The 21,830-nt window shown below is 42.2% G+C and carries 19 protein-coding genes and 1 other annotated feature; all 19 genes read right to left on the bottom strand.

Annotated elements, in window-relative coordinates; genetic code table 11:
* Positions 1 to 5: 5 nt before the first annotated feature.
* The 19 genes from E2R53_RS07765 to ftsA all read right to left on the bottom strand — a co-directional run bounded on the left by E2R53_RS07765 (position 6) and on the right by ftsA (position 21,777).
* Positions 6 to 1,313, bottom strand: a complete 1,308-nt coding sequence (locus E2R53_RS07765; RefSeq protein WP_133311240.1) for a solute carrier family 23 protein — start codon at positions 1,311 to 1,313, stop codon at positions 6 to 8.
* A 152-nt stretch (positions 1,314 to 1,465) separates the two neighbouring features.
* The gene (gene pyrR / locus E2R53_RS07770) at positions 1,466 to 2,011 is read right to left on the bottom strand and encodes a bifunctional pyr operon transcriptional regulator/uracil phosphoribosyltransferase PyrR (protein WP_070879104.1); all 546 of its coding nucleotides are present in this window, start codon (positions 2,009 to 2,011) and stop codon (positions 1,466 to 1,468) included.
* Positions 2,012 to 2,201: 190 nt separating this feature from the next.
* A complete protein-coding gene (locus E2R53_RS07775) occupies positions 2,202 to 3,116 on the bottom strand; it encodes an RluA family pseudouridine synthase (RefSeq protein WP_133311241.1) in 915 nt (304 codons plus the stop codon).
* Positions 3,097 to 3,579: a signal peptidase II gene (gene lspA, locus E2R53_RS07780; RefSeq protein ID WP_070879102.1), complete on the bottom strand. Its 483-nt coding sequence runs from the start codon at positions 3,577 to 3,579 to the stop codon at positions 3,097 to 3,099. The genes E2R53_RS07775 and lspA overlap by 20 nt, the downstream gene beginning before the upstream one ends.
* Before the next feature lie 90 nt (positions 3,580 to 3,669).
* Complete coding sequence (locus tag E2R53_RS07785; RefSeq protein WP_133311242.1) at positions 3,670 to 4,041, bottom strand: TraR/DksA family transcriptional regulator; 372 nt, start codon at positions 4,039 to 4,041, stop codon at positions 3,670 to 3,672.
* A gap of 199 nt (positions 4,042 to 4,240) precedes the next feature.
* Positions 4,241 to 7,012, bottom strand: a complete 2,772-nt coding sequence (gene ileS / locus E2R53_RS07790) for an isoleucine--tRNA ligase (protein ID WP_133311243.1) — start codon at positions 7,010 to 7,012, stop codon at positions 4,241 to 4,243.
* 80 nt (positions 7,013 to 7,092) lie between these two features.
* Positions 7,093 to 7,319, bottom strand: a binding site (T-box leader).
* Positions 7,320 to 7,376: 57 nt separating this feature from the next.
* Positions 7,377 to 7,883 carry a DivIVA domain-containing protein gene (locus E2R53_RS07795; protein WP_133311244.1) on the bottom strand — a complete coding sequence of 169 codons (507 nt, stop codon included), beginning with the start codon at positions 7,881 to 7,883 and terminating at the stop codon, positions 7,377 to 7,379.
* Between the two features lie 100 nt (positions 7,884 to 7,983).
* Positions 7,984 to 8,754 carry an RNA-binding protein gene (locus E2R53_RS07800; RefSeq protein ID WP_286166111.1) on the bottom strand — a complete coding sequence of 257 codons (771 nt, stop codon included), beginning with the start codon at positions 8,752 to 8,754 and terminating at the stop codon, positions 7,984 to 7,986.
* Positions 8,755 to 8,820: 66 nt separating this feature from the next.
* Positions 8,821 to 9,084, bottom strand: a complete 264-nt coding sequence (locus tag E2R53_RS07805) for a YggT family protein (protein WP_133311245.1) — start codon at positions 9,082 to 9,084, stop codon at positions 8,821 to 8,823.
* Between the two features lie 6 nt (positions 9,085 to 9,090).
* Complete coding sequence (locus E2R53_RS07810; protein ID WP_133311246.1) at positions 9,091 to 9,528, bottom strand: cell division protein SepF; 438 nt, start codon at positions 9,526 to 9,528, stop codon at positions 9,091 to 9,093.
* A 20-nt stretch (positions 9,529 to 9,548) separates the two neighbouring features.
* Positions 9,549 to 10,217 (bottom strand): YggS family pyridoxal phosphate-dependent enzyme, encoded by a 669-nt coding sequence (locus E2R53_RS07815; protein WP_133311247.1) that lies wholly within the window; start codon positions 10,215 to 10,217, stop codon positions 9,549 to 9,551.
* Positions 10,214 to 11,053 (bottom strand): peptidoglycan editing factor PgeF, encoded by an 840-nt coding sequence (pgeF, locus tag E2R53_RS07820; RefSeq protein ID WP_133311248.1) that lies wholly within the window; start codon positions 11,051 to 11,053, stop codon positions 10,214 to 10,216. The genes E2R53_RS07815 and pgeF overlap by 4 nt, the downstream gene beginning before the upstream one ends.
* A gap of 94 nt (positions 11,054 to 11,147) precedes the next feature.
* A complete protein-coding gene (locus E2R53_RS07825; protein WP_133311249.1) occupies positions 11,148 to 11,411 on the bottom strand; it encodes a YlmC/YmxH family sporulation protein in 264 nt (87 codons plus the stop codon).
* A 129-nt stretch (positions 11,412 to 11,540) separates the two neighbouring features.
* The gene (gene sigG, locus E2R53_RS07830) at positions 11,541 to 12,389 is read right to left on the bottom strand and encodes an RNA polymerase sporulation sigma factor SigG (RefSeq protein ID WP_249042921.1); all 849 of its coding nucleotides are present in this window, start codon (positions 12,387 to 12,389) and stop codon (positions 11,541 to 11,543) included.
* Positions 12,390 to 12,462: 73 nt separating this feature from the next.
* Complete coding sequence (sigE, locus tag E2R53_RS07835) at positions 12,463 to 13,182, bottom strand: RNA polymerase sporulation sigma factor SigE (protein WP_070879092.1); 720 nt, start codon at positions 13,180 to 13,182, stop codon at positions 12,463 to 12,465.
* 55 nt (positions 13,183 to 13,237) lie between these two features.
* Positions 13,238 to 14,167: a sigma-E processing peptidase SpoIIGA gene (gene spoIIGA, locus E2R53_RS07840; RefSeq protein ID WP_133311250.1), complete on the bottom strand. Its 930-nt coding sequence runs from the start codon at positions 14,165 to 14,167 to the stop codon at positions 13,238 to 13,240.
* Between the two features lie 279 nt (positions 14,168 to 14,446).
* A complete protein-coding gene (locus E2R53_RS07845) occupies positions 14,447 to 18,766 on the bottom strand; it encodes a S8 family peptidase (RefSeq protein WP_133311251.1) in 4,320 nt (1,439 codons plus the stop codon).
* Positions 18,767 to 19,282: 516 nt separating this feature from the next.
* On the bottom strand, positions 19,283 to 20,437 hold the full coding sequence (ftsZ, locus tag E2R53_RS07850) for a cell division protein FtsZ (RefSeq protein ID WP_133311252.1): 1,155 nt from the start codon (positions 20,435 to 20,437) through the stop codon (positions 19,283 to 19,285).
* 44 nt (positions 20,438 to 20,481) lie between these two features.
* Positions 20,482 to 21,777, bottom strand: a complete 1,296-nt coding sequence (gene ftsA, locus E2R53_RS07855; RefSeq protein WP_133311253.1) for a cell division protein FtsA — start codon at positions 21,775 to 21,777, stop codon at positions 20,482 to 20,484.
* Positions 21,778 to 21,830: the final 53 nt, after the last annotated feature.

A 21,830-nucleotide genomic window follows, 5' to 3' on the forward strand; every position in this document is an offset into this window, starting at 1 on the left:
GGTGATTATGCAGCTGTGTTTTCTTTCATGTTCTGTTCCTTTTCAGCGTCTTTCCGTCCAGGCAGGACCAGGTTTAAAAGAATGCCGATGATGGCTGCAAGCGCCATGCCATGAAGTTCAAATTGTTCACTAACTTTTATCATTGCACCGCCGATGCCGATTACCAGAATGACGGATGATATCACAAGATTGCGTTTGTTTCCGAAATCAATTTTGCTGTCTGTCAGCATTCTGAGTCCTGAAGAAGCGATGATTCCAAACAGCAGGATGGACACACCGCCCATAACCGGCGTTGGGATGGAGCTGATCAGGGCCGAAATTTTACCGATAAATCCGAAAGCAATCGCCATCACAGCAGCTCCGGCAATGATATATACGCTGTATACTCTCGTTATGGCCAATACGCCGATATTCTCACCGTATGTCGTGTTTGGAGGACCGCCTATTAATGCTGCAATCATCGTCGCAGTTCCATCTCCTAAGATGGAGCGGTGAAGTCCGGGCTTTTCAATATAGTCACGGCCGACAACTTTTCCAAGGACAAGCTGATGTCCGATATGTTCTGACAGTGTGACGATTGCGACCGGCACCATCAGCAGGATGATTTCATAAGAAAAGCTCGGTGTGTATGTGATAAAAGGAAGAATAAAGTCCGGTTTTTCAAAGACATTTGCAGCTGCTACTTTGCTGAAATCTACCAGTCCGATTGCAAGGGCATAAACATAGCCTCCAACGATTCCAATCAGTACTGGGATAAGGCTGATAAATCCTTTAAAGACGACCGAGCAGATGATTGTTATTGCAAGTGTTACTAATGCTACCGAGAAGTAAGTCAGATTATATTCCCCGTCCGGATTATTCATAGCCATACCGACTGCGACGTTTGCAAGGCTCAGTCCGATTACGATGATAACTGGTCCGACCACAATCGGCGGCAAGAGCTTCATAATCCACTTATAGCCGACCATTTTTATTAATAAAGCTACAATTCCGTATACAACACCGGCCAGAAAGCTGCCGACCATTGCTCCTTCAGGGCCTGCCGCAGCCTTTGCTGCGATGATCGGAGCAATAAAGGCGAAGGATGAACCAAGGTAAGCAGGCACCTGGCCTTTCGTAATTAAAAGAAATGCTATTGTTCCAAGTCCGCTTGAAATCAGCGCTATTGCTGGATCGAGCCCCACAAGGAAAGGTACTAGTATCGTTGCACCGAACATGGCGAACAAATGCTGAAAGCTGAGCGTGATCCATGTGAGCGGCTTTGGAACCTCATTTACATCCAGCTGTAAGGCATTCTTTTGATTCTTTTTCATTTTCATTCCTCCGCTTCTTCTCTTTTTGAGAAACAAAAAACCTCTTTGCATGAGGTGCAAAGAGGCAGAATAATCCCGCCTGACTCAAACTGATCACAGGCGTGTGATTTTCTTTCCCTTTTGCAGCCTCTCTGGACTCCATTAAAAGGTCTTTATTCTTTTTCGTAGATGGTTACTTGATCTGTTTCGTCCACTTCCAGCAGTTCAACTACAATTTTTTCCGAGCTTGAAGTCGGAATGTTTTTCCCCACATAATCTGCTCGGATCGGCAGTTCGCGGTGACCGCGGTCTACAAGTACTGCAAGCTGAATTTGCGACGGTCTGCCTATATCGATAAGTGCATCAAGTCCAGCTCTAACTGTTCTTCCCGTATATAAAACGTCGTCTACAAGGATGACGGTTTTATTTGTAATATCCGCCGGAATGTCAGATCCTTTTACAAGCGGCTCCTGATCGTCCGTTTTTTTTGAAAGATCATCACGGTATAACGTGATATCAAGCTCTCCTACTTCAACTGGCTTTCCTTCAATCTGTTCGATGCGTTCAGCGAGCCTTTTCGCAAGGTGAATGCCTCTTGTCTTGATGCCGACAAGAATGACTGAATCAATTCCTTTATTCCGTTCGATAATTTCATGTGCGATTCGGGTTAAAGCTCTTCTTATGGACTGCTGATCTAAAACAATCGCTTTTTGCGGCATGATTCTCACCTCTTTTTTTAGAACCTTAAAAAGAAAAATCCCTCTCGCCGTTTTGGCAAGAGGGATTTGGATGCATAGCTTAAAATACGCAGTATCAGCGTATAAGATCCGTTTCCTTCTCAGCCTCACGGGACTGTTTTAAAGGTTCATTTTTGAACTATAGTCATTATGTCAGAATAACATGAATGTGTCAATGATTATTTTTAAGTTCTGAGATAACTTCCTCAAACTCTGCAGGCAGCGGAGCTTTAAACTCCAAATATTCTCCTGTTCTCGGATGCTTGAATCCAAGTACGCCAGCATGAAGCGCCTGACCGTTTATTTTCATTGTTTTCTTAAGTCCGTACTTTGGATCTCCTACAATCGGGAAACCGATATATTTCATGTGTACGCGAATTTGGTGGGTTCTTCCCGTTTCAAGCTGACATTCGATTAAAGTATTTCCTTCAAAGCGTTCAAGTACATGAAAATGGGTAACAGCATCTTTACTGTGCTCATTTGTTACCGTCATGCTTTGGCGGTCCTGTTTATCACGGCCAATTGGAGCATCGACTGTTCCTTTATCATGCTGAATCACACCATGAACAATTGCCTGATATCGTCTGGTAACTGACTTTTCTACGAGTTGATTAACTAATGATTCATGAGCTTTATCATTCTTAGCAACCATTAGGAGCCCTGACGTATCTTTATCAATTCTATGAACGATTCCCGGTCTCATGACGCCATTAATGCCAGACAGGTCTTTACAGTGAGCCATCAGGCCATTGACCAGAGTGCCTGATAAGTGGCCTGGTGCAGGATGAACAACCATTCCTTTTGGTTTGTTCACTACGAGGACATCACCATCTTCATAATAGATATCAAGATTCATCTCCTCAGGCATCACATCAAGCGGTTCAGGGTCTGGAATGAGAAGGGTGACTGTATCGCCTGGCTGAACCTTGTAATTGCTTCTTGATTCTGCCTCATTCACTTTGACATGCCCTTCTTTAATCCAGATCTGCACCTGGCTTCTCGACCAATCGGAATTCTCTGCTGCAAGCAGCTTATCCAGACGTTCAAATTTATTGCTGTCATCAATCTTAATTTCTATGCTGTTCATTCACTTTCTCCTTCTCTTGTTTCCCTTCAAAAAGCATGACAATAAATAACAAAGCAACCCCTACACAAAGAGCCGAATCTGCTATGTTAAAGATAGGAAATGGGTATGTTCCTATGTAAGTTTGTACAAAATCCACCACTTCCTGATGAATAACACGGTCTATAAAATTGCCAATCGCTCCGCCAAGCATAAGTCCGAGCGCAATTCCCATCAATCGCTGGTCTTTTGCAAATTTTTGAATATAAATCACGAGTCCAATTACGACGATAACGGTAATGACATAAAAAAACCACATCTGACCCTGAAGAATTCCCCAGGCAGCACCTTGATTCCGATGTGATGTAATATACAATACGTTTTCAATAACAGGTATTCTTTCTCCGATTTCCAATTCGTTGACAATCAGCCATTTAGACAGCTGATCGAGCGCAATAATAACTAGTGCGATGATATAGTAAAGCACAAGCTTTCCCCAACTTTCCTATAATGTACCTTTGAATTGTATCACAGGCAAAAAAGAAGAGTAAAGCTTGTATCTCATGAAAGCAGTGTTTTAATGATATTCTCCCACTTCATGGTGAGATTGGTGATTGAGATAAAGATGAGGCAGAGATTTTCTTTCATAAAGTTCTTGAAAAGCAAAATCATGAATGGTTCTAGCTGTGGGGATAATAGCTAATTTATCAAGTGCAATTGGAGTGCCTGTCTCTTCACAAATGCCAAACGTGCCGTTTTCAATCTTCTGAAGAGCCCTTTCTACATCATTTAACTCTTCTTTTACATGAATCATAATCGTTTTTTCCTTGAATGGATAAAATAAATTTTGTTCATTCATATCCATTTCAAACAAACAATGATCAAACAGCCTTGTTTTCAATTCCTGCTGCATAATTTGAAGCTCATACCAAATGGCGTCTAAACTCATAGCGGACAACTCCTTGTGTACTTGCTTTGTACTCATAGTGTATCCGTTCTCCAGCCGCTCACGCTTTTAAGAATTTTCCTGTTTTGTTTTTAGAAAAGCGGAACCAACTGTTCAGACTCGGGCAGACAGATAAGGATCCGCCAGCAAAGGCACTTTTTAAAGATAAAAACCGCTGAACAAAGTCAGCGGTCCCCAAAATTTAAGCAGTTGTATAATTTTCATCCACAATGGCTGCACAGCGGCTGCAAAGGGTTTTATGATTTTCGCTGCTGCCGACATCTGTTGTAACAACCCAGCATCGGTCACAAGTTTCACCTTCAGCAGGTTTGACTGTAATTTTCACATGATCAAATACATGAGCATCACTCGGCGCTGCATCATAGTCTCCTGCAAGTTTAAAACCTGATACGATAAACAGCTGCTTAAGGTTTTCTTCAACCGAATCAAGCAATTGCTTCGTTTCAGCATCAACATAAAGCTCAATGCTTGCTGTTAATGACTTGCCGATTACTTTTTCGTTTCTTGCCACTTCAAGAGCCTTCAGCACATCATCGCGAAGTTCCATGAAAGCATCCCATTTTTCTTCTAATGCATCCGCATTTTCAAGTGTTTTCACTTCAGGCATATCCACAAGCTGAACACTTTCTTCAGTTACAGAATCAATATGTGCCCAAACTTCGTCAGCTGTATGAGGAAGGATTGGCGTTACTAATTTCACTAGAGAAAGAAGTGTTTCATGCAAGACGGTTTGAATCGCACGGCGCTCTTTGTTGTCTGGCGCTTCGATGTACAGGACATCTTTTGCGAAATCAAGATAAAATGAGCTGAGTTCAATCGTACAGAAGTTATGAACCGCATGGAAAATCGCTGCAAATTCATACTCTTCATAGGATTTTTTCACTTTATCTGTTAATTTATTCAGCTTGACAAGCATGTAACGATCTACATCGCGCAGTTCGTCATAAGATAGAGCATCTTTTGCAGGATTAAAATCTGCGAGGTTTCCAAGAAGGAAACGGAACGTGTTGCGGATTTTTCTGTATACTTCAGCAACCTGCTTTAAGATATTATCAGAAACTCTTACGTCTGCCTGGTAGTCAACAGATGCCACCCATAGACGAAGGATGTCTCCTCCAAGCTGATTCATGACTTTTGAAGGCAGAACAACGTTTCCTAACGATTTACTCATTTTTCGTCCTTCTCCGTCAAGAGCAAATCCATGGCTCAGCACTCCTTTGTAAGGAGCTTTCCCAGTTACAGCAACTGCTGTTGATAAGGAAGAGTTAAACCAGCCGCGATATTGATCAGAACCCTCTAAATAAAGATCTGCCGGACGCTGCAGGTCATCTCTTTCTAATAAAACAGCCTGATGGGATGAACCTGAATCAAACCATACATCCATAATGTCCTGTTCTTTCGTGAACAATCCATTCGGGCTGCCCGGATGAGTATATCCTTCAGGAAGTAAATCTTTTGTCTCACGTTCAAACCAAATATTAGAACCATGTTCGCGGAACAAGTCTGAAACATGATTGATTGTTTCATCGGTGATGATTGGTTCCCCGTTCTCAGCATAGAAAACTGGAATTGGAACGCCCCATGCACGCTGTCTGGAAATACACCAGTCGCCGCGGTCGCGGACCATGTTAAATAATCTTGTTTCTCCCCATGCCGGAACCCATTTTGTTTCTTTTACTGCCGTTAGAAGCTCTTCACGGAAATCTTTAATGGATGCAAACCACTGAGCCGTTGCTCTGAAAATCGTTGGTTTTTTTGTTCTCCAGTCATGCGGGTATGAGTGAGTAATAAACGATAGTTTCAGCAATGCGCCTGCTTCTTCAAGCTGTTCTGTAATTGGTTTATTTGCTGCATCATAAAACATGCCTTCAAAGCCTGGTGCTTCATTTGTCATATGGCCTTTTTCATCTACTGGGCAAAGTACGCCAAGTCCGTATTTCTGTCCGACAATGAAGTCATCTTCCCCGTGTCCAGGAGCCGTGTGAACACATCCGGTACCAGCTTCTGTTGTTACATGATCGCCAAGAACAACAAGTGATTCGCGGTCATATAACGGATGTTTCGCAACCACTTTTTCAAGCTGTGCACCTTTAAGTGTTTTTGAAACCGTATAAGTTTCCCATTCAAGTTCTTTAGCAACAGTTTCTAAAAGAGCAGATGCAACGATGAAAGAATCATCATTTACAGATACCACACTGTAATCCAGCTCAGGATGAACGGCAATTCCAAGGTTTGCAGGAATCGTCCAAGGTGTTGTCGTCCAAATCACGATTTTTTCTCCGCCGTTTAATACATCATTTCCTTCGGTAACTGTAAACGCCACATAAATGGAAGCAGATCGTTTATCGTAGTATTCGATTTCTGCTTCTGCTAAAGCAGATTCACTTGATGGAGACCAATAAACAGGTTTTAAACCTTTGTAGATATAGCCTTTTTTCGCCATTTCACCGAATACTTTAATTTGCTGTGCTTCATATTCAGGGTTTAATGTCACATATGGATTTTCCCAGTCTCCCCGAACGCCAAGGCGCTTGAACTGTTCACGCTGGTTATTGATCTGCTCCCAAGCGTATTCAGCGCAAAGCTTGCGGAACTCAGCGACACTTAGTTCTTTCCGGTTCACTTTTTTGTTTTTTGTTAAAGCTGTTTCAATGGGAAGACCGTGTGTATCCCAGCCTGGCACGTATGGTGCATTGTAGCCCGTCATCGACTTGTATCGGACGATAAAATCTTTCAGCACTTTATTTAGTGCATGCCCCATATGAATATCGCCATTTGCGTATGGAGGACCATCATGCAAGACGAACATCGGACGATCCTTCGTGCGCTCTTGAACTTTTTGGTAAATATTCATTTCTTCCCATTTTTCCTGCATTTGAGGCTCGCGGTTCGGCAAGTTTCCGCGCATTGGGAATTCAGTTTTTGGCATTAGCAGTGTATCTTTGTACTCCATGGGTATTCCTCCAAACAATTTTTAAATAGGCTTTAGATGCCAGCCATTAAATCAGAAAACACAAAAAACCTTCTCATCCCATAAGGGACGAGAAGGTTTTCTCGCGGTACCACCCTTTTAGATAACCGGCATTCTGGTTATCCTCTCGACATTCGTAACGTGAATAACGCGTCTTTGCTTACTTTCTATATTGTTTCAGCAAAAAACTCAAGGGTGATTTTCACTTATTCTCCTTTGCCGGGCTTCCACCAGTTCCGGCTCGCTTAAAAAGGATAAAATGAGCTACTCTCCCTCTCATCGTTTCAATTTATGATAATTGTAGTAGTGATCGTATTATATGTGAAACTATGTACGCAAGTCAAGATTACACTTTAGATTCTTCGCGTTCTTCGTAAAGTGCTTCCACTTCATACTCTAATAAATGATCCCAGTCGTCATTTTTAAGGAGATCAAGCTGTGCTTCAATCAGCATTTGGAACCTGGTGCGGAAAACCTTAGACTGCTTTTTGAGCTCTTCAATCTCAACTGCGATTTTTCTTGATTTAGACAGCGATTCATTAATGATGCGGTCTGCGTTTTTTTCTGCTTCTTTTACGATTAATTTCGCTTCTTTTTGAGCGTGGCGGCGAACCTCTTCAGCTGCTTCCTGAGCAACTAGAATCGATTTGTTGAGTGTTTCTTCAATGTTTGCAAAATGACCAAGCTTCTCAGACAATTCTCCGACTTTTGATTCAAGTTCTTTGCGTTCGCGAATCGCCATTTCATAATCCTTTATGACTTGATCAAGGAATTCGTTCACTTCATCTTCATCATAGCCGCGGAAGCCTTTGTTGAATTCTTTGTTATGAATATCTAACGGTGTTAAGGGCACTTGTGCCACCTCCATTATGTATTGAATGAATCGTTTCTTTTAAAAATAGTATAATTCATTATTAGACAGAAATGTCTAAATTCCTGCTAAATCGCTAAAATTATTTTTGTTTTCCAATGGTCAGCTTCCATTTATCTTTCTTTGTTCTGCCATCAATCGACAAAAGTCTGGATCTCCCAAACCCTCTGACAGAAAGGGTATCTCCCTCGCGGCATTCAAAAGAAGTCTGTTCAGTCACTTTCCAGTTTACTTTTACATGTCCATTTTGAATGAGCATGCCGATTTTTTGTCTGGATACATTATAAATAGAAGCTGCAACAGCATCTAGTCTTAAGGAGCTGACAGTTGCAGACAGTTCTTGAATTTCTTCAGCATGCGGAATTCTTTCACTCCAGTCAAGCTTGCGAAGAGAAACCTTAGCTCTGCCGATTTCGGTTACATTCATTAAAATAAAATCCTCAACCTCTTTGGCTGCCACAAGCTGAATCCGTTCTCCAAAGAACAAAACATCTCCAAACTTAGACCGCTTCAGTCCAAGAGACATAAGTGACCCTAAAATATGGCGATGCTCAAGAGTGATAAATTTAACGGGATATTGAATTTCGATCAGGGATAACTGAAAATCATCCAAGGAAGGTGTAAAGTAATCAGGGTAAAGAAGAGCACGCTTTCTCTCCATGTCATCTTCTGAAAACATGACCTTTACTTCCCCATTTGAACCCACTACTGCCTGTACCATTTCCTGCTCTCTCGGATCAAGAAAGTCAGTCAATTTAGGACTGTATTGATTCAGTACATTTTCTTTCCACTCCATCACCTGATCAATAAAGTGACGCTCTTCTTGTCTAAAATGCTGATAAACATGGTTCACTTCATACAGCTCCAAACCGTTCTAAATGAAAACAGTGCCGCATAAACGGCACTTGCAGGACAATTTTTATCCAATCATGCTGAATATTGAATTCAGCCCATATCCCGCAAATCGAAGTGCCAGAAGCGCGACGATCGGGGAAATATCAATCATTCCAAGAGGCGGAATGAATCTGCGGAATGGCTCCAGGTAAGGTTCAACGATTTTAGCTAACAATTGGCCAAAACCGCTTTCTCTTGCATTAGGAAACCAGGAAAGCAGAATATAAATAATAATCGCATACGAATAAATCTGCAATAATGTAAATAATACATCAGCTACAATGCCCATCTAGTCTTACCACCTCTGATCTTCTTCAGTTACAATTTCAGATATCGATCCTGCGACATCCACATTATCAGGAGTGCAAAGAAAAATATTTGCCCCTATCTTTTGAATGTCTCCACCTATAGCGTACACAGTTCCGCTTAAAAAGTCTACAATCCGCTTTGCCTGATCATGCTGAATCCGCTGCAGATTGACAACAACAGCTCTGCGGTTTTTAAGCTGGTCGGCTACATCCTGAGCTTCAGCATAAACTCTGGGCTCACATAATACCACTTTAGATGATTTTTGAACACTTTGCAAACTTACAACATTCTGTTTCGCTTGCGGTTTTGCGGCAAACGGCTGCTCGTCTTCATAATTATCTTCCTGATAACGGTCCTGCTCAACATACTCATATTCTTCTTCATCCAAGGCAAAAAAGCTTTTAAACTTATTTTTAATACTCAACTTTTGACACCTCCGATTTCTTATCCTACCAGGGCAGAGCCTATTCGTATAAAGGTTGCGCCTTCTTCAATCGCGATCTCGAAATCATTCGACATGCCCATTGAGAGCTCTTTGCACGGGGCATAAGGCAAGTGAAGCGCTCTTACTTCTTCGCTTAACTCCCTTAATCTGCGGAATGATTGCCTTAAAACACCTGTATCGTCTGTATGAGGGGCCATTGTCATTAATCCTGCCACATTTATGTACGGAAAGCTTTCAAGTTCTTTAACAAATGGCAAAACCTCATTTGGAGCCATACCATGCTTTGATTCTTCCCCTGATGTATTTACCTGGATAAAGCAGTCTATTTTATTATCGGCACGTTTGCTGATTTCTTTTGCCAGTGAAAGTCTGTCAAGCGAATGAATATAATCCGCTTTCCCGATGATATCTTTCACTTTTCTCGTTTGCAGTGTTCCGATAAAGTGCCATTTCGCCTCTGATCCAATTGCTGTATATTTTTCGTTAAGCCCTTCATTCCTGTTCTCTCCAAGATGGCTGATGCCAGCACTTAACGCTTCTTTAGCACGATTTATATCCACATATTTTGTAACGGCAATGATTTGAATTTCATTAGGATTTCGTCCTACTTTTGAACATGTATTTTCAATTCGGGCATGAATTTCTTTTAAGTTGTCTGCTACACTCATAGCTGGTTGTGCCTCCTCGTCAAACCAATAAAACTGAACATTCTCCCAGTCGATCCCGCGTCTCTGCGATGTGAAAAAAACATGGACGATTCACAGCTTGTACAAAAAGAACTCGTCAAAATCCGGTCCTCTTTCACACCTGCATGAATCAGCAATTGTTTGTTCAGCTGTTTTAGATCAAGAGAATATTGTCCTTTAGATACTTCGTAATATGGCAACGCATCCTTATTCGGCATCACTTGAGTGACCCGTTCAATAACGTAATCGTCAACTACATAGCAGCAGTCTCCGATTGATGGTCCAATCATGGCATAGATTGAGTTTACATCAGCTTCTTCGTCCTTTATCCATGTTTGAATCATTTTTCCGCCTATATCCTTGACAGTGCCCTTCCAGCCCGCATGTGCAGCTCCAATCAGCTTTTTACCGTGTTCATAAAAATACAAAGGAACACAGTCAGCATAACAAAGTGCAAGCATCAAATTTTCTTCTCTTGTATAAAGGCCGTCTGTTCCAGGGATTGCTGAATGATAATCAAGTATTCCTTTGCCCCTATCGGATTGCGTTACTTTATGAATGCTGCTGTCATGGATCTGATCTGCACAAACCCAATTTTCAAGCGGCATATTCAATTCTTCTGCCAGCCGTTTTCGATTTAAAACGACATGTTCAGGCTTGTCTTTTACATGCAGACCAAGATTCAGCGAGTGAAAATCTCCGCTGCTTATGCCTCCGTTTTTTGTAGTAAAACCGACAATCAGCTCATCATTTAATTTTTCCCAGACCGGGCTGTTCAAATGGATTTCATGCTGCAGTTGTAACGGCTGCTGAGTCATAAAATGTTCATTCCTTTTGTTTACAGATTGCTGCATGTTTTTGATATACACGACTATATTTTACCACATCTTTCCCATTCCGACAGAAAGATTGTTAAATTAATTCATTATTTTGGTCTATCTCCCTATTTACACGCACTAAAATGACGTCTTCTCCGATTTTCACAATATTTCTCCAGGGAACAACAAGCTCTTCATCTTTTCCGAAAAAACCCAGCACTTTTCCAGTTCCGCTAATAATCACTGCCTGAATTTTCCCTGTTGTCACATTTATATCAAAATCTGAAACAATCCCTAGTTTCTTGCCATCTGAAACATTGACAACATCTTTCGTCTGAAACTCAGATATATTCATCACCGAAACCGCCCCCTGTTCTTACTTTAACTATATGATTGTAAGTCCTGAATCTATTCGAGCTTTTTACGCAGTATTTTCCCATAAAGGGTGAATGCAGAACAGATAAAAGGACTGTTCAGATGAACAGTCCTAATTTTGTATGTTCTTATTCATTTGTTTGATTGCAGCTTTCTCAAGTCTTGAAACCTGTGCTTGAGATATACCTATTTCTTCTGCTACTTCCATTTGAGTTTTCCCTTGGAAGAACCGCTTTCTGAGAATCAGTTTTTCACGGTCATTAAGCCGTCTCATTCCTTCTTTTAAAGCGATTTCTTCTATCCAGTGGGAGTCTCGGTTCTTCTCATCGCTCAGCTGATCCATTACATAAATCGGGTCGCCCCCGTCATTGTAAATCGGTTCAAACAGAGAAACGGGATCTTGTATAGCATCTAAAGCGAAAACAATTTCTTCATGAGGAACTTCGAGCACCCTTGAAATCTCCTCAGCGGTAGGTTCCCTTGAGGTTTTGCTCATTAATTGTTCTCTGACCTGCAAAGCTTTGTAGGCAATATCGCGAAGAGATCTTGATACGCGGATTGGATTATTGTCCCGCAAATATCTTCTGATCTCCCCAATTATCATGGGTACAGCATAAGTTGAAAATTTTACATTTTGGCCAAGATCGAAATTATCAATTGATTTCATAAGTCCAATGCAGCCTACTTGAAACAGGTCATCAACAAACTCTCCCCGATTGTTAAAACGCTGAATGACGCTTAACACCAGGCGTAAATTGCCGTTTACCAGCTTTTCTCTTGCTGATAGTTCACCGCTTTGCATTTGCCTGAACAAAATTCTCATTTCCTCATTTTTTAGGACTGGAAGTTTGGAAGTATCTACTCCGCAAATTTCAACTTTATTTCTTGCCACATCTTTCCCTCCTAACAGGAGCTGCTGTACAGAGTTAAGTATCTCCTTAGGTGGGAAAAATATGCACATGTCCAGGCACGGAAAATTATTCATAAACGTGAAAAACTATGCCGGTATTGGAAATTATCTGGGTAAAATTTTTTTAAACCATTTTATTAAATTCTTTGCGCAATCTTTTGATAATTCTTTTTTCAAGTCTCGAAATATACGACTGGGATATACCAAGCATATCTGCGACATCTTTTTGAGTTTTTTCTTCTCCCCCCTGAAGCCCAAAGCGGAGTTCCATTATTTGCTTTTCCCTGTCATTCAGCTGCTGAAGAGCTTTCAACAGCAATTTGCGGTCAACATTTGCTTCGAGATCTTTCGTAATAATATCTTCCTCTGTTCCAAGCACATCTGATAGGAGGAGCTCATTTCCATCCCAATCAATATTTAATGGTTCATCAAAGGAAACTTCTGAACGAATTTTATTATTGCGGCGCAAATACATTAAGATTTCATTTTCGATGCATCTGGATGCATATGTGGCAAGTTTAATTTTCTTTTCCGGATTAAAGGTATTAACTGCTTTGATTAAACCGATTGTGCCGATGCTTATCAGGTCTTCAATATTGATGCCTGTGTTTTCAAATTTCCTGGCAATGTATACAACTAAACGGAGATTTCTTTCAATAAGAATCGATCGCGCTGCCTGATCGCCGCCCGGCAGTTTTTTAAGAAGAACTTCTTCCTCATCCTTTGAGAGCGGGGGCGGGAGAGCTTCACTTCCTCCTATGTAGTGGATTTCATCCGTTTTCAGGCCAAGCTTCATCAGTAATTTATACCATAGGTACGTAATGTGCAATTTTAGTTTTTTCATGGTTCTCCCCCTTCTATTTTCCGATTGATCTGAGTACACTACTACAGGATGATGATCACGAAACGTCCTGAACGGCTCCGCTCTGAAGCATCTTCGGATGAACAATGCAGTCGTATTCCCCTTCAGGCGACAGGCTTGTTCGGTTCAATCCAATAATGGCTTTTGGAACCAGTATGGTTTCATCTTTTGTTGTGATCATCACTTCATCAGGTTTAAGGCCAATTAAAAACTGGTTTGATTTTCCAACTACACGGAACGGAATAATCCGCACCCTGTTCTCTAGAGGATGTGATTCTTCCGAAGATGACAATGCCGTCATAACATCTTCCTGAAGGGCTATATTCAGAAGAGCATCCGGCAGGAAACCTCTGAGCTTTCCTGTATCTGCAATCATTACGGGAGACTTTGAAATCGGATCATAAAGCTGATTGCCGCTGTCGATAAGACCTTTTAACGGAATGGTCGAGTCCCCTACTTTAATGAATACACTGACGATCTGATCATACTGGATTTTTTTCATTTCCAGGTCATCTAGCCGCTTTCTCGAAAACATCCAGGCAGCTGGAAAACCGACCAGCACGAACAGCCAGCTGACAGGGTCACCAAAGCCTCCTGAGTTTGTCATGAGAATGCCGTCAGCAACTCCAATTTCCGTCTGAATAAAATAATGTGCTCCCATCATCCCCCCGCCTACCATAAAGGTGACAAAGTAAAAAGTGAACAGCGATTGTGCGAAAAACTTAAACCTTTTAAAACCAAAGGCAGAGAGTACCATAAGAATAGATACAAACAGCTTTCCCAATGGATGCATAGCTAATGGAGCAAACGGCGTAAATAGAAGAACAACGATACTGGATCCAATTAAGGCTCCAATCATGATCCGGAGCTTCATGATCTTTCTTTTCAGCAAAATCGCTGTAAGAAGCAGCAATAGCAAATCAAACGAAAAATTCAAAAACCAGATTACATCCAAATAAATGGCCACGTGAAACTCCTTTCCGAAGGTTTTCACATACATATAAAAAAGGATGAAGGCACTGTCCGATTGGATAGTAATAGTATAGCTGAGCAAAGCCGGTGAAGTCTGTCAGTTACTGCCGATAAAATAGAGTATTTTTGATAGATATCGCTGCTATTTGTCGATGGAAAAGGGTGGAAAAGCTTAAGGAATTCTGTTTGCTGATTAGCTATAGTTTTTTAGAAAACAGAGGAAATCGAAAAAACTCTCATTCCCGTGCTGCTGGAATGAGAGTTTTTCTTTTGTTTAGTACTTCGCCGGCTTCTTGCCGTTTATAAACAGCTTTCCTTCTGCGACAGCTCTTGTTTCGTTGCCAAAATCATCTTTTGCAATGATTTCGACTCTCGCACCGTCAGCCTTCATATTGGATGTTGCTGTGTAATATCCTTCGTAATAACCAGGTGCCGTTTCTCTCATTGGAAGCTCTGTTGCATTTTGAATGCCCGCATTAGTCAGCGGCATATGGAGAACGAAGGTTGCATCTAAATCTTCTTCGCTGTTGAATGCTATTTTCACACTTTCCCCTGATTTGATGTATTTATCTTCGGAAGGTTTTAGATTTTCAATGACTGGTGCATCGTATTTGACATATACTTTAACGGTTTTCTTTAAACGATTTCCTGCTTTGTCTGCTGCAAGAACGGTAATCACGTTCTCTCCGTTTTCAAGCAGGATCCGTTTAGAGAATTTGCCGTCTTTGACTGCTGCCTTTTGACCATTGACTTTTATCCAGTCTAGATGGTCATCTGAAACGGTTCCGCTGACCGTCAATGCCTCTGTATTCAGCTTTTGCCCGTCTTTTGGATTTTCAACAGCAAACTGAGGTTTTGTTTTGTCCAAAGTAATTTTTACCGCATTGGACGCGTCAGTCATGCCTGCATCTGTGCTGGATTTGGCAGTCAGTACATTTTCACCTGCATGAAGTGTTACTTCTGCACGGAATGTACCGTTTTCAGAAGCTTGTACAGAAGCTGCTTCTGTTTCTCCATTGTAAATATGAACGGTTGTAGTCGGTGATGCATACCCTTCAACAACAGCTGTTTCTTGATTTGTAAACGAACCGTCTTTAGGCGACGTAATTTCAGGTGCTGTCACCTCATAATCCACAATTGCCCTGATCATATAGTTTCCTTCGTCAGCAGGTGACGGTGACCAGCCTCCGCTTACCATCTGCCAGCTGCGGCCGGCATTTTCACCATCTTCATCTGTCGCAAGTCCAGGTGAGTTAGGGTTTGCTTTTGTTTGGATGTAAACCATGTAGAAGTCTCCATCGACGACTACACCCTGGTCAAGCAAATCAACCATTGTCCATTCTCCGTTGCGCAGAGCCGTTGCATTGATTGGTCCTGAAAGCTTTTTGCCCGGGGCTCCGTCAGTTCCTGATGCATCGTAGATCGCAACCTGGAACTCAGTGCCTCCAGGTACAGGCCATTCTGTATCCCAGAACCTGAACAGGCCTCCAGTGACCATTGCGCGGTCATTTCCTTCAGCAAGAGACATTTTAACCGCCCAGCCATTGCCTGCTGCATTAAAGGCTCTCGCGTTTTCAGCTGTACCGTCGTCATATCCGATTTCACCAGGATACCCGATGAATGGCTTGAGCGTAATATTTTGAACAGTTGGCTGTTCTGCATCAATCACGATGCTTGTATCCTTGGCATAATAGGAAGGTGCCATCGCTTTTAACGTATAGTCTCCTTCATATGCTTCAATTGAATATTCCCCTTGTTGATTTGTCTGAACAGGCGTAATTGCTGCATCTTCAACAAGCAGAAGTGTTGCGTTTGGCACTGGCTCGCCTGTTGCTTCGTTTGTAACGACACCGCTGACTGTTCCTTGAGGAAGTTCTTCAAGAACAAAGTTTGCTTCTGTTATGCCGTCGTTTTCAATCGTGATTGGCTGAGTTTCTGTTGCGTACCCGTATGCTTCTGCCTGGAGAGTAAATGATCCAGCACCATGAACAATTTCATAGCTGCCATCCTGCAGACTTGAGTATGTGGATCTTCCCGTTTCAACGATGCTCACTTCCGCTCTCATCGGAAGGGCTGCAGGCATCGCAGTTTCCTGAGATCCCCTTACAGAAGCACTGAATGGTGCAGGCATTATTTTATTCGGATAGACTTTTTCTTTTTTCTCTTTAGATGTTTTATCAGCACTTGCAGATTTCCCATCTAAGCCAAGACTTGCTTTGTTTTGAATTTCAATGGCCGTATTGGATAATTTAACATTATCGATGTACCAGCCGTCTTTTACAACGCTTCCGTCAGTGGTTACATTGAATGCAACATAAATCCGCTGGCCTGCATACTGGCTGAGATCAACTTGGCCGTCTATCCACCCGGTTGTATTTCCATTAACCCTGAGGGCCTGTGTCCATGTTTCCTGATCGGTTGAAACGAAAACATGGCCATAGTCATATCGCGCTTCAAGTTCATGCCACTGCTTAAATTGAAGGAAGGCTGAACCTTCAGCAGGCAAATCAATCGGAGGCATAAGCAAATTCATATTTGCTCCATTTTCGTAATCTCCATCTAGATTGGTTGCAAAGACCTTTTCACCTGAAGCGGCATTGCCAGGACCGTTTACCGGAACTCCATGCTCCCAGCTGTTTTTCACTCCGTAAGAAGTCCAGCCGGCAGCGCCTGATTCAAAATCCTGCTCATAGCCAGTCGTAATGCCCGGCTGAACAGCTATTTCATATTCTTCTGATACCACTTCATTTGCGCCAAAATCAACAGCTTTCCACTTATAGACAAGTGTGCCTTCTTCTAATGCCTCACCAGGAATGACTGCTTCGTAATTTCCATTAAGGAAATCACCCGACACTCTGGCAGCTTCAGCTGTCTGCCATTGCCCTCCGTTGTTTTGATAATGAAGTGAGACGTTTGTCACGCTGATATTATCGGTTACATTCACAGTTAAAGGAAGATTCATACCCGCGAATGCCTGTGACGGCCCAGTATGTTCCATAACCGGAGCCTCGGCATCTTCCCCTTCTTTTGCAACCTGTCCTTTTACTTTTCCAAGACCTGTCATCAGAGAGGAAACCGCATCATAGGCATTTACCAGTCCATGGCCATATCCGTTATTGGGAGAGCTGGTAAAAGTTGAATCCGTCAATGGTGTTGCTGTAGTTGTCAGTACGTTTTCAATTTCCTCTACCGTAATGGAGGAATCAACCTGCCTCAACAAGGCCGCTACAGCAGAAACGTGAGGTCCTGCCATTGATGTTCCGTTCCACCCGCCTTCATAAACCCCGCCTGGAACAGATGAACGGATGTTTACGCCCGGTGCTGCAATATCAGGCTTTGTTTCATTGTAAGGTGACGGTCCCTGGAGTGAAAAGCTTCCTAATTGGTTGTTGATGTCTGTTGCACCTGTGGCAAAGGATTCAGGATAGTTTGCCGGATTGGCAATGGATCCTGGACCTCCCGGGTTAAACAATGTCGTGTTGCCTGCAGAGAATTCCGGAAAAATATCTGCAGCGCGCCATGCATTGACCATAGGCCTGTACCATTCATCAAGCCCTGCTCCGCCGCCCCATGAGTTATTGACGACATCCGGCGCCATTTCAGGGTGCGGATTTCCGGCTGCATCTTTAGGAGCAAGAATCCACTCTCCTGCCTCAAGCAAGTCTGCATCTGTTCCGCCATTTGCAGTGAATGCTTTGACAGCAATCCACTTTGCACCTGGTGCAACACCGATTTGATTATTGCCGTTTGGCTCTGCGCCTACCATCGTGCCTGTTACGTGCGTTCCATGCCCATCATCGTCGTATGGCGCTCCCTGATTTGCTGTAGCATCAAACCAGCTGAACTCGTGATCCGGTGCATTTGGTGCAGCTGGATTGAAGCCGCGGTATTTTTCTTTTAATGCCGGGTGATCCCATTGAACGCCTGTATCAATCGAAGCAACAACGGTTCCGCTGCCGTCGATGCCCATCTCCCATGCTGCCGGAGCACCGATCTGATTAATGTTCCACTCGGCAGCAGCAGGAGCTGCTTTTCCATCAGCCTGTTTCCCGAATGTTTTTTCTTTCTCTGCAGTCCCTGCTGCCAGCTGCCGGACTTCGTTTGGAAGAATCTTGTCCACCTCAGGAAATGCAGCAACCTTTTCCATGACATCCTTTGTGGCAGTGACAGCCATGCCATTTACAATGTAAAAGGATTGCACATCTTTTGCATTGCCGGCTTTTACTTCTTTCGTTAAGTATGATTGAAGGTGCTGCTGAGTTTCCATTGCTTTTGCCCGAAGCGATGATACAACAGCCGAACGCTTCTCGTATTTTGCCTGGCTTTTTGATTCCTTAGCGGATGCTTTCATCGCATTTTTTGCCACTTTTGCTGTATCAACCTGCTCCTTTAATTTGATGAGAAAGGTGACCTTTTCTTGTTTCTCAAAAGACTTGGCAAGTTTTTTGGAAACTTTTTCAGCCGCTATGTTTTTTTGATCTTTTACTGAAGTGCTGACGCTTGTGCTTGCTGTTGATACACTTGGAGACAGCAAAGTCAGCAGCAAGATAAAAACTGACAAAATACTGAGCCATTTCACACGTTTCATCCGCATTCCTTAAATTCCCCCTTAATTTGTAGTTTCCCGGAAACGATCCCCCTTTCTGCTTGAATGTTTGTCAGTTCTGGGATGTTATCTTAAATGTATAGAAAATTTTTAGAAAATTTTGTCATTTAATGTAACCAAATTCTTCCTGTTAAGAAAACAAGCGTTTAGTAGGATATATATGGAAAATAATCTGAGGCTAAAGCATGTCAACTAAAAATGGCGATCCTTGATCAAGCAGGCTATTACAGGATTTATAGAAGATGGATATGGAGGCCAAACTATCTATATCAATAGAAACAGCATAAAAAATAAACATTTATTACCTTATTTAATTTTTAATGGCTAGTAATTATTTGAACAAACTGCGGCTATAGTAATAGAAAAAGAGTTAGTTAAAAAGAAAAGTGATGGATAGATGAGGACTTTTAGAGCAAGCTCCAAAGAGGATTGGAGCAAATGGTTTAGATAAATAATTTGCTGAAAAATAAAAAAGACATGGCACTTGGGCCATGTCTTTAAGTTTTATCGGCGTTTATTGCGGTTTCTTAAGAATGTTGGGATATCAAGTGTATCTTCACCTTGCTGCATAGAACGGTTTGTCATTTCTTGTGCAGGCTCTTCGCGCTCACGCTTCATTTCTCTTACATCTCGAGGCTTCGGCATAGGTTTAGCCGATGTATTATTACCAAAAGGTCTTGATGCCGGTTTGCTGTGGTTGATCTCAACTTCATTGAAACCAGTTGCAATAACCGTAACGACAATTTCATCCTTTAAGTTTTCATTAATAACAGATCCGAAAATCATGTTTACATCTTGATCAGATGCAGTCGCTACAATATCAGCAGCTTCCTGAACTTCGTACAAGCTTAAGTTTGAACCGCCTGTAATGTTCATCAGGACACCTTGAGCACCATCAATTGATGTTTCAAGGAGGGGACTTGAGATTGCCTTCTTAGCAGCTTCTGCAGCTCTGCTTTCTCCAGTTGCAACACCAATACCCATTAATGAAGAACCTTTATTGGACATGATTGTTTTAACATCAGCAAAGTCAAGGTTAATTAATCCAGGTACAGCGATCAAGTCAGAAATACCTTGTACACCTTGGCGTAAAACGTTGTCTGCTTCACGGAAGGCTTCAAGCATAGGAGTATTTTTATCTACGATTTCAAGAAGACGGTCATTTGGAATGACGATTAGTGTATCAACTGATTCCTTCATAGAAGATATTCCGCCTGCAGCCTGCATTGCACGCTTGCGTCCTTCAAATGTAAATGGACGAGTGACAACACCTACTGTTAAAGCTCCTAAGTCTTTAGCGATCTGGGCAATAACCGGAGCTGCCCCAGTTCCTGTGCCTCCGCCCATTCCCGCTGTAACGAAGACCATATCAGCGCCTCTTAAAGCTTCTTCAATCTGTTCTTTGCTTTCTTCAGCTGCTTTTTTTCCCACTTCAGGGTTAGCACCAGCACCAAGACCTCTTGTAAGCTTAGAACCAATTTGCATTCTTGTTTCTGCTTTTGAAAGGTTCAGTGCCTGTGCATCAGTGTTCACAGCGATAAAGTCCACACCTTGAACACCGTGTTCTATCATACGGTTAACAGCGTTGTTTCCTCCGCCGCCAACCCCTATTACTTTAATTGTTGCCATGCCATCAATATTGCTTTCAAACTCCAACATACAAAATCCTCCTAATCCATCGAATGACTTCCTCTTGATGCAGGTTATTCAAAGAAGTAACCAAAGAATTTTTTTACTTTGCTTTCTTTTTTCTCTTCTTTTTCTTTTGGTTTTGAACGCTGCTGCTGCTGATTCTGATGCTGAGGTTCTCTTTGAGACGTTTTCTCAAGCTTATCAGGAACAACATTCGAACTGATGCTTCTGCCTTGAATCTTCGCATTTTTATAAGCAAATTGGATTAATCCTACTCCAGTCATATATTGAGGTTCTCTTACACCAATATAATCCGGGCTTGCAATGCGGACATTGTTTTGCAGAACAGCCTGTGAGATCTCAAGAACTCCCGGCATGCTGACCGTTCCTCCAGTCAGAACAAATCCGCCAGGCAGGTCTCTTACTCCAAGTCTCTTAATCTCGTGTAATACTAGTTCAAACATTTCTTCAAGTCTAGCTTCTATAATATCAGATATTTCAAGCTGATTGAATTGCTGTTTTTGGTCTGTGCCAATAATTGCAGCTTCAAACACTTCTTCTTCAGAAGCATAATCATAGAAAGCATGTCCATGTTTCACTTTAATGCGTTCAGCCTCATCCGTTGTTGTGCGAAGTCCGATTGAAAGATCCTTCGTAATATTCTCTCCGCCAATTGGAAGAACGCTGGTCGTTTGCAGATGACCTTGATCAAAAACGGCAATCGTCGTTGAGCCTCCGCCAATATCAACCAAGGCAACACCGAGGTTTTTCTCATCTTTTGATAGGGCAACGGCTCCGGAAGCAAGCGGCTGCAGACAAATATCCGTAATTTCAAGTCCTGCTTTTTCTACACAGCGAAGCAGATTATGTAAAATCGTTCTAGATCCCGTGATGATCGTACCTTCCATTTCAAGACGGACACCGATCATTCCGCGGGGATCGCTGATTTCATCCAAACCATCGACTATGAACTGCTGAGGAATTACATCTATTATTTCTCGTTCTGGAGGTATAGACATAACTTGAGCTGCTTCAATCACTCTTCTAATGTCCTCATTAGCTATTTCACGATTGTCACTTGAAACTGCAACAACACCGTGACAATCCTGCAACTGAACGTGATTGCCAGTCACCCCTACTACGACTCTTTTAAGCGGTATGCCAACCATTCTTTCTGCCTGCTCCACCGCTTTTTTAATAGAATGAACGGTCTCGTCAATATCAACGATAGACCCTTTTCTTAATCCTTCAGATTTCACATTGCCTACACCTATAATGTTTAAATTATCATCTGCCATTTCACCGATGATAACCTTAACACTGGATGTACCGATGTCTAGACTTACAAAGATTTCATTGCTGTTCATTCTATGGCACCTCCTTAACTTATCATTTCCATTCTATTATTAGAGGAACAACA

The sequence above is a fragment of the Peribacillus frigoritolerans genome (assembly GCF_004358755.1).
GTDB lineage: Bacteria > Bacillota > Bacilli > Bacillales > Bacillaceae > Bacillus_P.